Raw genomic sequence first — 13887 nt, 5'->3', positions numbered from 1 at the left:
GTAATGATCCAATCTCGTCAGGTAAATTTTCTAAGCTGCCTGTGCGGCAGTGAACCTTTGAAGAAGGCCATACAACAGGCGCAACGGTTTCTAAGCTGCCTGTGCGGCAGTGAACTATTTGGACGATCCAACTAAATCCGCTATCAATTTCTAAGCTGCCTGTGCGGCAGTGAACATCTGACGCAGCCGCCACTGATGGAGTCTATATTTCTAAGCTGCCTGTGCGGCAGTGAACTTGTATGGCCTTCTTCAAAGTGTTCTGGGTTTTTTCTAAGCTGCCTGTGCGGCAGTGAACAATTTTCGATTAATGATGCTTGGTTTGTCCCTTTTCTAAGCTGCCTGTGCGGCAGTGAACTCTATAGGGATAATTTCCGTTCGGCAGGGTTATTTCTAAGCTGCCTGTGCGGCAGTGAACCAGTGATTAGCCATACCCACAATGACGCTGAATTTCTAAGCTGCCTGTGCGGCAGTGAACAATAGAATAAACCAATAAAAATAAGCTGCAACAGGCTATTAGGATAAAAATTGTCATTTTACCTTGTTAAAAACCGCCTGCTGCAACCATTTGTATTTAAAGCACATTTTTAAAGAGTAAAAATAAAGGGTAAAACTACCTTTTTTCGTTCAATTTAAAAGTGCGGTACGGTCGCCAATACTGACTGCCCATGCGTTTTGCTGCTCAAACCATAGCAATCGAAGCTCCCATCTTGTGATGTACTTTGCTGCTGCATCTGAATAAACAGCGGAAACTTGCTGTTTCTTTCTGGTGAGCGTTGCTTGGTTTGCTGGCTATGCAAGTAAATAAAGGGCAAGGAGCACAAAGCTTTCGGCTTGCTTTGTTGCAAATCCGCTAAACATTCCACCAGCGGTTTACCGGATTTTGCTGCCCATAGTTCGGCTTTTTGCTGCATATCCCGCTCTATTCGTTCGGGCGATTTCACCTGCTTGCGTACAAAGCTTACGTAAGTCACATCGTTTGGTACGGGTTTGACCCCTTTGATGTGCACATAGTCTTCTAGCCGAGTTAGCCAGCGGTGGATATCCAACTTTTCCAATGTCGCTTGCTCTTTTGCAAAGAGACGCAACTTACTGCCAAGCGGAAACTGCGCTTGACGATAATCAGGAAAACCGACCGCAACCAAAGATTGGTTACTAGCCACTTTGTGCTCCACCAAAGCAATATGCACCTGTTGAAAGACGTTTTGCCAGAGAAAGCCCAAGGCAATGTCGGCATCTGGCAATAGAGTGATCTCTTGGTAGTAGTTCATGACAACTCCTTATTCACCAAACACACCACCGCGGATCAACATCGCCATGACATAATGTTGCGACTCCAACGATGGTGTTTTCCCTTTTAGTAGCCACGCATCTAACAAGTTATAAAAATCCGTTTTTTCCTTTGGCTGGCGATATGCTGCGCCACGATTCGTGACTGAGCCGTAAGGTTCTACGGCAATCGCGCCTATTTCATCAGCTTGCGGATGCCATGTATCAATGGTTCTTAGGGCATTGCCAATTTTTTGCGAGTGCATTGCTGCCTGACCGTCAAGTTGATATAAAAACTTGCTCTTATCACCTTTACCTGCCCCCATTACTAACTCTTGTGAAGGGAAAACCGTTTGACCTTGCCCTAATTGGCTATAAGCCTCGACTTTGATCAATGCATGACGCTCAATCAAACCTTGCTGAATAATTTGAGCTAACTCGTTCAGTTTTTCACCGCTGTCAAAGTCTCTTAAACTAAACTCGTAGCTATCGAAGCTAAATTGCTTTTCACCCACGCTCACGACAACTTTAACTTGCTCAGCGCCAACGCGATTACGCCATAAAAAGCGCCCATTTGCGATATTGTGGGCATAGCGCTTTGCCAGCTCTTTAAATTCCGTTTCTATTTGGTACTGCTTTACGATCTCACCGAGTGCCGCTTGGTAAGCAGGGTTATTACAGGTAGACGGCACATGTAAACCACTTAATATACGTAGGGTGAAAACTAATTTAAGCGTGTCGCAATTATGAGGTAATGCGGCGACATCAACGGTTTGTAAATTCGCTTTTGATACTTCGGCATCTAATTTTGCAGGGTCATTGGCCGTTGCCGCCTTTAGACGGTTAGAAATCGTGCCTCGAACGGCTTTTTCACCCACGAGAATAGGCAGCCAAGTGGCTTCATTCATATTGCCCGCAAACATTAGTGCATCAGAAGGGAGTAATTTCGCTTCAAAAGCCAATACCGAAGGCGTTGTTAGTTTTACGTCTGCCATAGTTAAATCTCCATATTCTTAAAAATCATCTGGGTTAAACGCCGCTTCGCTATCGATGAAGTCAGGCTCAATGATGGGTTGTATAAAGTTATTTGTGGTCGCAATGTACCAAGGGTGATTGTCCACGTAATGCCATAGTGCAGTTTCGATGCTTTGCAGGCGGTGTACGCTTAGCCACTCCCCCACACTGTATGTTGTTTCAGCAAAAGTCACAGGTACAGTGTTGTCTCGGACGTTGGCCACTTCGCCAGATGCATATAAGGGGGAAATGGCACAATATCCTGTAGCAATTGGTACTAGATAGCCCGGCTTTGGCTTGGCTACATAGCTCCATTGCGCTTTGATAGCTGTCGCCTCTATATCGCGATTTTCTTCAAATTGTTCGGATTCAGTTTGACTGGCACGATAGGTTAACTGAGCAAAATCGCACCATGCATCGAATAAACAAGCATCATCTTGTTCCGCTTTTAATTGCTCATAGTGCTCAGCAAGATAGTCATGGCGATCGATAAGCACAAACCCCGGCATTAAACGGCGCACTGCATAGGCTTGCTTTTCTTCGGTATTTAACAGCTCGCAAGATTCAAAGCCGAGTATTTGCCCACCTGCCAACCTTAAGGTTGGGATCAACTGATTAAGCTGAGCTTTAAGCTCGGCTTCTGTGAGTGTGTCGCCTGCCACTAGCCCTTTGACTTCAACCAATAAAGACACTTGCATGTTCATGCGGCCTTCTTCATTAATCGGGGCCGTTTTACCTTGGTGAGAAAGCGGGTTACGTGTTAGTGCAAAAACAAAATCTCCCCACCCTTTGGGTTGACGAGCATGGACTTGATTTTTGTGACTCACTACCACGACACCACCTAAATGAACATTCAAGATTGACGGTAACTTCCTAGAAAGGGCATGTGCGAAACCTAAAAAGTTGGTGATTGCTGGAAAACCATAGGTAAGCCCTGCAATGGCGTTAGCGTTTTGCACATTGAGCTTTTTGATTAATACATATTGGCTCATTTTATTGACCTCCCCATTTTGGCGTGTGCCGTTCAAACGCTTTTAACTGCTGAAAACACAATTTTTTGAAGTAGTGATGCTCTTTGTCTCCTAGGATATAGACATCTTTGTTTTCTAACTTTCTCAGCAACCAAGTGGCAAAATCGTTGGCAACTTCCTCTAACCATTCACCTTTTTCGCGCTCTGCTTGAAACGCAGGGTGACGATTAAATACATCAAGCCACAAACGATGTGCTTTTTTCATTTTGGCTGAAGGCTCTGTCGACCAGCCTGTTATTTCGGTTTGGTTTTGTAGTAAAGCAGCACGTTCAAACATGGTGTCTAATATGGGCTGTGTGTACCAGAAGTCACGCTTGTAACGGGTTTTAAAGTTACGGTCACTGTCCTTTGAGTTGGCTAAAAATGCTTTAAACTCTTTAATGTGTTGCGCAGTTTGATAACTGAACTCTCGATTAAAAAAGCTAGTGTGTTGCGCTGGTGATGTGATCTGGGCTTGGTACGTAGGCGGCGCACAATTGAGTAAAAAACTTTGCCCATAACGCTCGCTATTTAACTGCGAGATATTTTGTGGCTTTGAGCCTCCAAAATTCTGAATAGCAGTCGCGACAAAACTGACAGAATCTTGTGGGTGATAATGCCCTTTTTTACGCGCTTCTTTTATTGCTTTAGCTTCATCGCCAAAACGGGTTTGAGTAATTGCATTATGCAGTTTATGGGCAAGCGCTGAAGAGGTTAATGGCACTAATAAGTGATATGCCTGTGCATCTTGGTTACCTTGCTTCACTGGGTAATAAAGCTGCTTGGTTAAAGTATGCCCGGCGAGTTTTGCATCGCCCAGCGCTTCGTTAAAGCCCGATTGCCATTCGTTTAACAACCACTCATCTTGGGTAAACGGTTTTAAAGCACTAAGGTGATTCGCTTGTAATTGTGTTACTAAACTTTCGCCTTTTACTTCTATCTTTAACAATTTTGCCACATCAAGAGCAGCCGCATTACCTACCGCATCAATGGTTTTTGTTTTAAGGCAACTTGTTGTTACGTAACTGCTATTCACCTCATACTGTGTCACTAATATGCTGCTAGCTTTAGCATCACTGTGAGTAAATTTTGCAGCGTGAGTTGCCAAACTGATTTGCTTGGCACGTTTTGCTGCATCAGTTAACCAGATAGCAGGTTTAAACGCCTCTTCAATTGGCGTTGCTTGCTCTGCATAATCGGCTTTAGCTTTTGCTATCTCAACCGGATCGTCGCTTTTATCGAGCACTTTGTTTAAGGCTTTTAAAAGTGGCTCGAGCTTAGTTTGCTTGCGTTGCTCGATATAATCGGCAATGGCATCGCTCAAGGTGTTGTCCATTCGTCTTCCTTCGTTGTTATATCCTGATAAATACCCAGTTGTGGGTGCCAACTCCAGGTAATAGATTGTTCATTTTGTTCTGCCCGCAAACTCACTTCGCCGAGTTGTTCACTGGCCCGTTGTAAGGTTGAATTAAGTGCATTAGCGTAATGCTGGTAAGTATCGAGCACACTGTGTGAAAACCACCAATGACACCCTTGTGCTAAAGGGGGGTTATCTTGTGTAAAACGCGTTTCTTTGCTGACGTAACAATACGGTTTTTTGCTGGTATCAAGTTGGCTCCAACATAGCGCCTCATCTTCGACGCGCAAAACAAACGCTTCTTGTGGCTGCGATTGTCTGAATTCCGTTTGGCGAATAAATTCGGCATTCCAGTGGGCATCATGTGGGTGAGTTGAGCGCCACCAAAGGTTGGCTTCTTTGTCGTTGCGGTAAAACTGCTTTTGATAATTATCTCCGCCTATCTTTTCTAACGTAAATCTAAGCGCTCTATGCTCTTGTACCAAAAAGTTCGTCACTTTATTGGCTTGTTTACCAGTGCTGTGGACGTCAAACATAAAATCTCCACCCTTGAAATTAGGCTCAGTGATTCGCGATATCGCCGATATATTTTCAAGCTCCGTATCCAGCAAATGATTAAGATCGTGCTCAGCAAGCGGCAAGGCTTTACTTTCAAAACCGGGTTTACAATAGGCCGTTGATTCACCATTCAGAGCGCGAATATTCTGATTCAGCACATACAAATTATTATCGCTTGGCACTTGTTGGCGGTGGCGTTGAATACGGCCTGCCAGTTGGATCAATGATCGCATTGAGCTTGGCTCAGCTATTGCCCAGTCATAATCGTGGTCACGTCCAACTTCTACTACCGACGTACCCATGACCACAAAAACTAAGTTATTTGCTTTGCTGGCTTTTAATGCCTTGTTAATTTCTGGCTGCTGCCAAAGATCACTCTCATTATGTCGTGACAATATATTATCGAGGCGTGTTTCTTTATAAGAGCGAAGTGCCAAAGGATATTGAGAATGGTACACACAATAATATATTTCATGATCTGGTATGGCTGGCATCGCAAGCAGTGCTTTTGCCGTGGTGACCATCGGATTAATGTTTGCCAGTCGCACGACCCCTAGCGACACCTTTTTACCACATGGGCTTTGTGTATGGTGCGCAGCGTGTAGTCGATGCATGTTGGTGTAAATCGTCTGAGCGACTTGTTGATACACGGAACTCGCTTTAGCTGGCTCTAGTTTAATAATCTGGCCTTTCCTCAACACTTTCTGCTGTTTTTGCAGTTTTGCAATGCGTTTATCTACATAGATTTTGTGTTGCTCAAGGTAACTGTCTTTGTCACTGATTTCTTTTGTTATACTCGAAAACTCGTCAATCCATGCGCACACCACAGAGCCATTTTGATTGTCGCCAAACTGCGCTTGATTAAACTGTTGCCTTCCACTTTGATAGGCATCAAATAGATTTTTAATCAATGCTGGTGGCAAGGTAGCCGATGACAGTAGCACTCGAGAGCCAAGCATCCCCGCCCAGTTCACCAACCGGCATAGTGCTGGTAAATCTTCTAAACCAAAGTCATCTGGCTCGTCGAGCACTAAATCGGAGGTTAACAAACGTAGCATAGGTGCGATCTGCTTACCGCCACGCTTACTTTCAGTCGCTGGCATTAAATGATCTATCGTACTGACAACAACAGGAGCACTAACTAGCTGCTCTAGCTTGGGGCTACTACTTAGCCAATGCTTGAGCCGACCATCGTAAATTTGACCTTGGTAGCTAACATAAAGGTCAGCAAATAAGTCATCCGCCGATTCACTCCCAGACCCAACGATTTCTTGTTCTTTGCTTAACTGATGAAGGGTTTTTACCGCTTGAGAGCCAACAAGTACCGCCAATTCATCATCGCCTAATTTTAAAAGATCTCTGTAGGCATCTCCCGTTTGTAAAGTGAGCGTTCTCAATCCCAATGCTACTGAAAATCGGCAACCCTCCCTTTCGTCAGCCAAAGCGTACATGATACGAGCATTTGCAATGGTTTTACCGCAGCCAGTTGACGCCATATTGACTCCAAAAAAACCTCTTTTTTCGGATTCTTTTGCAACCGTTTTAATTTCGCCAAACGCTTTATCTTGCCAACGATACTTTGCTTGTTCGGCACTTTTAGTAAACAACCTGTGTTGCGTAATAGCGGGCAAAGTCATTTTAAGCGCTGGTAAATTTTGAATAAAACGCTGCGTATTAGACGCTACGCCAATGTTGTGTTCATCAAGCTGTTGCTTCGCCGAACTTTTTCCCGAGCTTGCTGTTTTATCTGTGTTTGCAATAGGTTGGTAATTTATGTCACGCCATGCCGTTTTACATTTTTCAATAGGCAATGATGAATAATAGTGGTCTGCCAGCATCAAACTCATTCGCGCAATATGGGAAACAAAGCTTTGGCCTAACCAATCTGAGTTCTTAGCGCTAAAAATCGGATTTTTTAGTGCTCTTATCGCCAGTTTTTGTGCCTTATTTTGCCAAGTACGGCTTAATAAAGGTGTGCCAAATTTAAACAGCCAGTTTTGCGTAACCGCTTCTGCACTGTAAACATTTAGATCAAGGGCATTCGCTGAATTCCAATGGCTGGAAGCGCATGTGTTTAACCATTGATCCATTTGTTCTATTCGTGATTCGCAACGGTGATCTAAGGGCAGTCTGTGGTGTGACACCACTAACCAAGCGACAAGCTTTGCCAAAGGCGATAAATGCTCAAACACACGTTGTTGCTTTTCGTGATCCTTGCACAGGTTTCTGAGCATAGATTGCTCTAACTCTGCCGCTTTTGTAGCAGAAAGCGTTGCCAATTCTGTGAGCCAAGCTTCATCTGCTTTACCTTTGACAAGGGCTTCAAATAACCTCAGTGATACCCATTCATGGCGATACGGTTCACCTTTTTGCTTGGTTTTTCCGGCTAGTTTAGCTTGAAATAAGTTGTTGGCTTTACCGAAGTCATGAAACAAACCTGCTATGCTTGCTGCCAGCAATATGACTTCATTAAGCTGCCACCCTTGTTCCCATTCTTTGTGTTCAAGATTTAGCGCGGTTCTATTGACTGGTACCACACCTTCCAAAGTAAATTTCCGCCTATTACCCACTACCCACAAAAACTGGCTGCGCGAGCGGGAGCGGATCCAGTGACAACTCACTGCAGTGCTGCGGCTGGCGGTTTGGCGCAGCATTTTTTTCACCGTGAGTAACCCTTCTTCGGTGATGAGGGTTTGCCAGGTGTTATCGCCAATGCGGTTGGCGAAGGCATCCAGTACACGGCGGGTTTTCTTGAGAGCGTTTTTCTCACATTGGCTAACAAAGGTGACCATCATAATTGGTGTGCCTCGCGCTCTTCTTCCTCTTTGCCTTTCAGTGCGACGTGTTTCACTGTGTCAAACATGAAGTCGAGCGCTTTGTGTTCGATGAAGGCTTGCAGAATTTGTTGGCGAAACTCTTGTTCGCTGGCGTTCTCTTTGGCGCAAACAAACGCCCACGGCAGCACAATCGCATCTTTGATTAAGTCGGCGACATCAAATACTAAGGCACCACGGCGGGTTTTGCCATGCATGACGGCAAAGCCGTGCGGAATGCCCAGCACCCACAGGCAGCTTGCCGCAAGCCCGTAGGCTAAATAGTTGCCGTGATTGAGAAAATCGTTGGCTTTGTCGGTGCATTTTTTATCCGGCTGATGCTGACGCGTAAAGCCTTCTTTGCCTGTGTTATTGGCGGCGTACTTGTACAGAGCTTTGGTGAGTTGCGCTTCAGTGAGGAGCAGATCGGCTGGTTTACTCGCGGCTTCAGTACGTTGGTAAAAGGTATCAAGGGATTGCTTGATGACTTCATCTTGTAGATTAAATTTCTCATGGGTTAATTCTCGATCGGAGCGCCAAACACGCTGCAAATAATCAATCCGTGCGTTTTGAAATTGTTTGGCGGCGGCCAAGCGCTTTTCATCATCAAACCAGAATGAGAGCCAGCCTTGTAAGTATTCTGTTGGGCGATACTCGCTCTGTGGCGTGAACCATTCCACCTCGCAAGCCATGTGCAGTGGCGTACCGCCGCCGCCACAAAATCCGACCAATACGCCGGCCTGTGAGAGCATGCGCATTGCGGCTTGAGTAATGGAGGTGCCGTTGCCGAGCATGAGTACGGTGGTATTAGCAATCGGAATATTGAAGTAGAGGTTTTCTTTGTCGGCTTCGGTCAAATAGAGCACGCGGCCATCTTTTTGCATCACTCGGCAATATTCCAAGTAATACATATTGGCGCGCTTTGAGTGTAGGATGACTTTAAGATCGGAGGGTGAGAGATCGTCCATAACTTGCTCCATGTTTCACGGTTATGCATACACTTTATGTGATTGTTGCTAAAGCTCAATCCTGCACATTTATTCAGGTAAAGTAACTTTACCTAAGCGTGACTTGGCTGAGTTTTAACGTTCAAATAACCAGGGTTTGACGTCACGTGGGTTAAGCAAAATCAGTTGTTGGGCTTCTGGCGTGCCTTCGAGATAGTGGGTTTTGACTTGCATCTCTTTGAGTAGGTAATCAACCAATGCGGCACGTGTGGTTATACGCAGTTGTCCGTTTTCCATTTGGTAATCGTGGGCGATGACTTCTTTTTGCTCGTCATTTAAGCGTGGATCAGGGGCGAAAATTAACCCCACCTGCGTATTCCAAACCCGATCATCTTCTTTGGTGTGATCTGAAGCATCGAGTAACTCAACATCACCGCGGCAGCGGCTTAAGACCAAATCGCGATAGTCCTGCGATTTTTCACAGTAGCCACGAACATGCCAACGCAAACCAGTTTTAACCAAGGTATGGGGGTGGAAAATTCGCCCTTCCCATTCGGGATTGGACAGTGACACATAGCCAAGCTCAAGGCGTTTTTGCTGACGAATCGCTGCCGTTAGCGCTGCAATCACCTGTGGTGCAACATAACGCTGTGGAACGGAGCTGTGCTCACCCAGTGCTGCATTGAATGATGACTGAGGTGCATAAAACTGACCCGTGCTGAACCACTGCAAATAATGCTCAAGCGAGTGTTTGGGGGCTTCAAAGAGATATTGCGCGCTAAATTGATAAGGACCAGACACCATCTTCTTTAACCGTTCAGGATGTTGCTCTTGGTAGGCTCGGATATCCTGATAGGCTTGTTGGCGGGTAATCGAAAACTGATCGACCAGATCTTTGTTACGAACATAGCCTTGCCACACGGCAAGCATTTCTAAAAATCGATGCCGTTCTTGAAGAGTGTGTATGGTCACGCTGAATATGCCTATCGTCTAACAATGAGCATAACGTAACATAATCAATAAGATGTGTTCGTGATTATTTCGACATTACACATCGAAATTCACAATAATGGAATGAGGGATATCGAGCAAGGAATGTATTTCAAAGTATAACTTTGAAAACGACTGCAACTTTGCTCCAAAGCCATAATGGAGAATTTTAGAGTGGCACAACTTTTACTGAAGCATTCGAAACTGGATGCACCATTCGTTGAGTTAGAATTGGTCTTAAAAGGAGGTAGAAGGTAAGCTTCGTTCCTTGCCGACTGGCTAAAGTGAATCTAGCCATTATTAAACGTTTCTATATCTTCCCCTATCGTTAGCGGAAAACATGCTTTGCTATTGGTCGAGGTCATGAGGCTAGGTGAAGTATGATATCAATCGGCTGGTCACCAATATTTCTATTGGTGTACCAATTAAAACTTGACTAAGCTTAGTTACAGGATTAAATCCCTTCTATACAAAGACTTATTGTCGCATTTAATCGCAAATGGATATTGAAATGAATGCAGTCTACCTACTGACCAAGGTCAGTGCCAAACCATCACGTCGGGTGTTAAAGAAAGCGGTTCTTTTTGCTCTGGCATCCAACAAGTCCTTGCGTATCTACGCTGAAGACTACAGGCGCAGTGAGGAGCACACCTTTCTAGACTTTCTCCTTCACTCTGAAGAAAGTTCTGTTCGTTACGATGATTACTTTATGCAGTGGTGTGATTCTGTCTTAGAGCAAATCGAAGAGATTCGAGCAGAGTATGAACTGGCCGCACTCGAAGTAAATTTCGAACTACTTTCGGGCAGTAACTGGGAGAAGCAACTCACTCACCAATGTCAGGGATACAACGATCTGTTTCTTATTGATTACGCCAAAGGCGTACTGGCACCACAGATACTTAGAAAGCTCTCTAGTCAAAGTAACGACATACTACTGCTGACCGAAAAAAAATGGTCACAGAAATTGAAGCTCGCCACCGCTATTGACCCACTTCATCGTGGGGACAAAAACGCCGAAATTGATAAAGCGATTATCAACCGCAGTTTAGACATTGGCTCTAGACTCAACGCCAGTACCACACTCGTCTACTGTCAGTATGTCGCACCTTATCTATATCGTTACTCAAAAGAGATTCTCTCCAACCAAAAGCTAGCGATACAAGAATTTCTCAATCTCAATAAGTTTTATCAGCTTCCTTTGCGACTGATTGAAGCGAACCCAGAAGAAGGTTTGCCTAATGCGGCAAACTCACTCGACGCTTCTATTTTGGCAATGGGGGCGTGTAAACGGACCGCGTTGTCTCGCTATTGGTCTGGTAGCACCGTGGATGTTTTGATAGCCAACCCGCCATGTGATTTATTGCTTATCACCAAGTAGGCAACCTAAAGCACGATGGCAAAGCCTATGGATCAACCATAGCGATCATTGCTATCAATACGATTAAAAAACGCCAAAAGAGCATGGTAACTCTTTTGGCGTCAACTCCGCTTAGGCTTTTTTCGACTCTCTAACGATGGTGAGGGCACCATCTAGATGTATATCACGTTGTGGGTAAGCGATTGTTATGTCGTGCTGTTTGAACATAGCGTCAATTTCAAAACGAATATCGCTGGTTACTGCCCGAACCCCGCCTTCTACCTGTGAGTTAATCCAGAAAAACGTTTCAAAGACTAATGCGTTGTCTCCAAAATCCTGGAAAAAAACCGCAACTTCAGGGGTTGAAAGTACTTTGGGGTGGTTGATGGTAATATCACGCATTAACTTCTCAACTAACCGAACATCACTTCCGTACGCCACTCCAACAATGACTGAACCTCTTACCAATTTATCCCTCAGAGTCCAGTTAATCACCGTATTTTCAAGCAGTTTACTATTAGGAATCAGCATATGAACCCCATCAACACGTCGAATTCGTGTCGAGCGAGTGTTAATTTGTTCCACTGTTCCTTTTGCCCCTTCAACCTCCAGAAAGTCACCAATACGAATCGGTTTTTCACCTATCAATATCCAGCCACTGATAAAGTTGTTAATGATATTCTGCGCACCAAAACCAAATCCAATCGCTATAGCACCGGAAAGAAAGGCAAATGCGGTGATAGGAATGTTCAGCATTGATAACGTGGTAAGGAAAATAACACCAAGTGCGAAAACAAAGAGCACTCGCTCGATTAAGTGCACAATATTTGGGTCCTTACCCGATGATGTTAGTTTTGCGCGAACGCCTTTTATGAGTAACTTAGAGACCCATAAACTGACCACAACCCAAGTGGGTACCGCCAGAATAGCCCATAGTGTCACTGGTTGATCGTTAAAGGTAAAAAGTGTCATTTCCAACCAAGAAATTACCTTTTCCAACATACTCATCCCTCTTAGTACATCACCTATTTGTTTTGTCGTTATCTATATCATGAACTCATGATTATCGCTGCGGGGTATTGGTATGCGCCGTAACAACTTTTGCTTTTGGCGCAATCAAGCACACTGGCCGACAGCTTCTTTGTTATCGTTGCGTTTGTCTTTACTAGCTTGGCTGGTGTTAATCTTTTTTACCGAATCAATGGTGACCACTTCTTCTGCGGTAACGTTTTTCGAGTTACCTAGGAATACACCGCCTTTTTGAATCGTAAACTCTCCCGCAGAAACCTCACCTTCTAGGCGACCGTCACCCAGTATCTCAACACTCTTGGTGTACACTTTGCCACGAAAATGGCCATTAACGACCAAACGATCCGCTTTCACTGAACCTTCAACCGAACCAGTTGCGCTGATAGTCACGGTTTGGTCTGTCTCAATACTGCCTGTGACTCGGCCATCTATTTGGATATTACAAGTAAGTTTGAGTTCTCCGCTGATGTCGGCTCCGTCAGCGATGACAGTCTGTGTGAGGTGGCGATTCGATTCTCTATTTTGTTTACTAAATAATCCCATTCTATGTCCTTATTCGATTCAAAAATCGCGGCAAAGTTATTCATTTCCCATTGAGTAAATGGCAGTGGGTCAAGGGCGCGTCCTACCATACGGATCTCATAATGGAGATGGTAACCCGTCGACAGGCCAGTATTTCCAGACAAACCAATCAGGTCGCCTTTTTTAACGTATTCTCCAGGCTTCACTTTGAAAGCTTTTAAGTGGGAATACGATGACGTAAAACCAAATGAGTGAATGATGCGCAGAAAGTTACCTGAGCCCTGATTACTCTTGCGTGTTAACTCAACAACACCATCAGCAGGTGCGTAAATTGGCGTACCAATGTTGACGGCATAATCTATACCACGGTGCATAGATCGCGTCTTTTTCACTGGATGAGTACGCGTGCCAAATTTAGACGACAGGTAACCAATTTTGACTGGCTTGCCGCTGGGAATTAATTGCAACATCTGGTGACGAGCAGCGGTGCTGAGTGCTGCGAGATCCGCGCGCTCACGCAATTCTAACTCTTCGTCCGGCAGTGACATCGCTTTCTCTATTCCACTCAGTTTCTGCTCGACATACACCAGCTCTTTCTTGAGCGACTCAGCATCTTGAACCTGTTGTTTCAATTGTTGCTCTTTAGCAGCCAATTGCTGCTCAAGCCGCTGGGTTTTATCTGCCAATTGCTGCTCAAGCCGCTGGGTTTTATCTGCCAGCTGCTGCGCTTGATATTGAGAGTCTGCAACATTAGTTAGTTGTATCACCAGTACAGTGACCAGAGCGCCAAACACCAGCGCAACAAATAATAAGCTGAGTTTGATGCGACGAATAGTTTGCGGCGATAGGTTTAGGAATTGAGTTCCCGTTACACTAGAGACCGCCACTGTAAAATTACTGGATTTCATAACGTCAAAAATACAAGGGGTTACATTCATTTGTTCTCAAGGCTGGCAATTCTAGCAATCTAATTCCTCTAAATCAGATTGGAAGGGCAAATTCGTTGACTCGATTCCAGTCTTAT

Annotated in this window: 11 protein-coding genes and 1 CRISPR repeat array (1 of these 12 only partly in view); of the genes, 1 reads left to right on the top strand and 10 read right to left on the bottom strand. The window is 44.7% G+C overall.

Translation table 11 applies throughout. From position 1 onward, the window contains the following. A CRISPR array of direct repeats spans window positions 1-475; the repeat unit is 28 nt; unit sequence TTTCTAAGCTGCCTGTGCGGCAGTGAAC (it extends 1954 nt beyond the left edge of the window). A gap of 154 nt (window positions 476-629) precedes the next feature. The 7 genes from cas6f to QTN95_RS09935 form a co-directional block, all read right to left on the bottom strand. Further along, window positions 630-1268, bottom strand: coding sequence for a type I-F CRISPR-associated endoribonuclease Cas6/Csy4 (gene cas6f, locus QTN95_RS09965; protein WP_138973612.1), 639 nt, complete (start codon window positions 1266-1268; stop codon window positions 630-632). Between the two features lie 9 nt (window positions 1269-1277). Then, window positions 1278-2261 (bottom strand): type I-F CRISPR-associated protein Csy3, encoded by a 984-nt coding sequence (csy3, locus tag QTN95_RS09960; RefSeq protein WP_331417367.1) that lies wholly within the window; start codon window positions 2259-2261, stop codon window positions 1278-1280. An 18-nt stretch (window positions 2262-2279) separates the two neighbouring features. After that, complete coding sequence (gene csy2 / locus QTN95_RS09955; protein WP_331417366.1) at window positions 2280-3272, bottom strand: type I-F CRISPR-associated protein Csy2; 993 nt, start codon at window positions 3270-3272, stop codon at window positions 2280-2282. A 1-nt stretch (window position 3273) separates the two neighbouring features. After that, a complete protein-coding gene (gene csy1, locus QTN95_RS09950; RefSeq protein ID WP_331417365.1) occupies window positions 3274-4626 on the bottom strand; it encodes a type I-F CRISPR-associated protein Csy1 in 1353 nt (450 codons plus the stop codon). Further along, complete coding sequence (cas3f, locus tag QTN95_RS09945; RefSeq protein WP_331417364.1) at window positions 4611-8000, bottom strand: type I-F CRISPR-associated helicase Cas3f; 3390 nt, start codon at window positions 7998-8000, stop codon at window positions 4611-4613. Before cas3f ends, csy1 begins: the two co-directional genes overlap by 16 nt. After that, the gene (cas1f, locus tag QTN95_RS09940) at window positions 7997-8986 is read right to left on the bottom strand and encodes a type I-F CRISPR-associated endonuclease Cas1f (RefSeq protein ID WP_331417363.1); all 990 of its coding nucleotides are present in this window, start codon (window positions 8984-8986) and stop codon (window positions 7997-7999) included. Before cas1f ends, cas3f begins: the two co-directional genes overlap by 4 nt. A gap of 114 nt (window positions 8987-9100) precedes the next feature. Then, window positions 9101-9937, bottom strand: coding sequence for a WYL domain-containing protein (locus QTN95_RS09935; protein ID WP_331417362.1), 837 nt, complete (start codon window positions 9935-9937; stop codon window positions 9101-9103). Window positions 9938-10466: 529 nt separating this feature from the next. Between QTN95_RS09935 and QTN95_RS09930 the strand changes: the two genes are divergently transcribed. Further along, window positions 10467-11333, top strand: coding sequence for a universal stress protein (locus tag QTN95_RS09930; RefSeq protein ID WP_331417361.1), 867 nt, complete (start codon window positions 10467-10469; stop codon window positions 11331-11333). A 111-nt stretch (window positions 11334-11444) separates the two neighbouring features. Here the strand turns inward: QTN95_RS09930 and QTN95_RS09925 are convergent, their stop codons facing one another. The 3 genes from QTN95_RS09925 to QTN95_RS09915 all read right to left on the bottom strand — a co-directional run bounded on the left by QTN95_RS09925 (window position 11445) and on the right by QTN95_RS09915 (window position 13801). Further along, window positions 11445-12314, bottom strand: coding sequence for a mechanosensitive ion channel family protein (locus QTN95_RS09925; protein WP_331417360.1), 870 nt, complete (start codon window positions 12312-12314; stop codon window positions 11445-11447). A gap of 114 nt (window positions 12315-12428) precedes the next feature. Next, a complete protein-coding gene (locus tag QTN95_RS09920; RefSeq protein ID WP_138973620.1) occupies window positions 12429-12884 on the bottom strand; it encodes a bactofilin family protein in 456 nt (151 codons plus the stop codon). Beyond that, window positions 12770-13801, bottom strand: a complete 1032-nt coding sequence (locus QTN95_RS09915; RefSeq protein ID WP_331417359.1) for a M23 family metallopeptidase — start codon at window positions 13799-13801, stop codon at window positions 12770-12772. The genes QTN95_RS09920 and QTN95_RS09915 overlap by 115 nt, the downstream gene beginning before the upstream one ends. Window positions 13802-13887: the final 86 nt, after the last annotated feature.

The sequence above is a fragment of the Vibrio sp. M260112 genome, from assembly GCF_036533775.1.
Taxonomy (GTDB): domain Bacteria; phylum Pseudomonadota; class Gammaproteobacteria; order Enterobacterales; family Vibrionaceae; genus Vibrio.
This window is presented reverse-complemented; position numbering and strand designations above follow the sequence as displayed.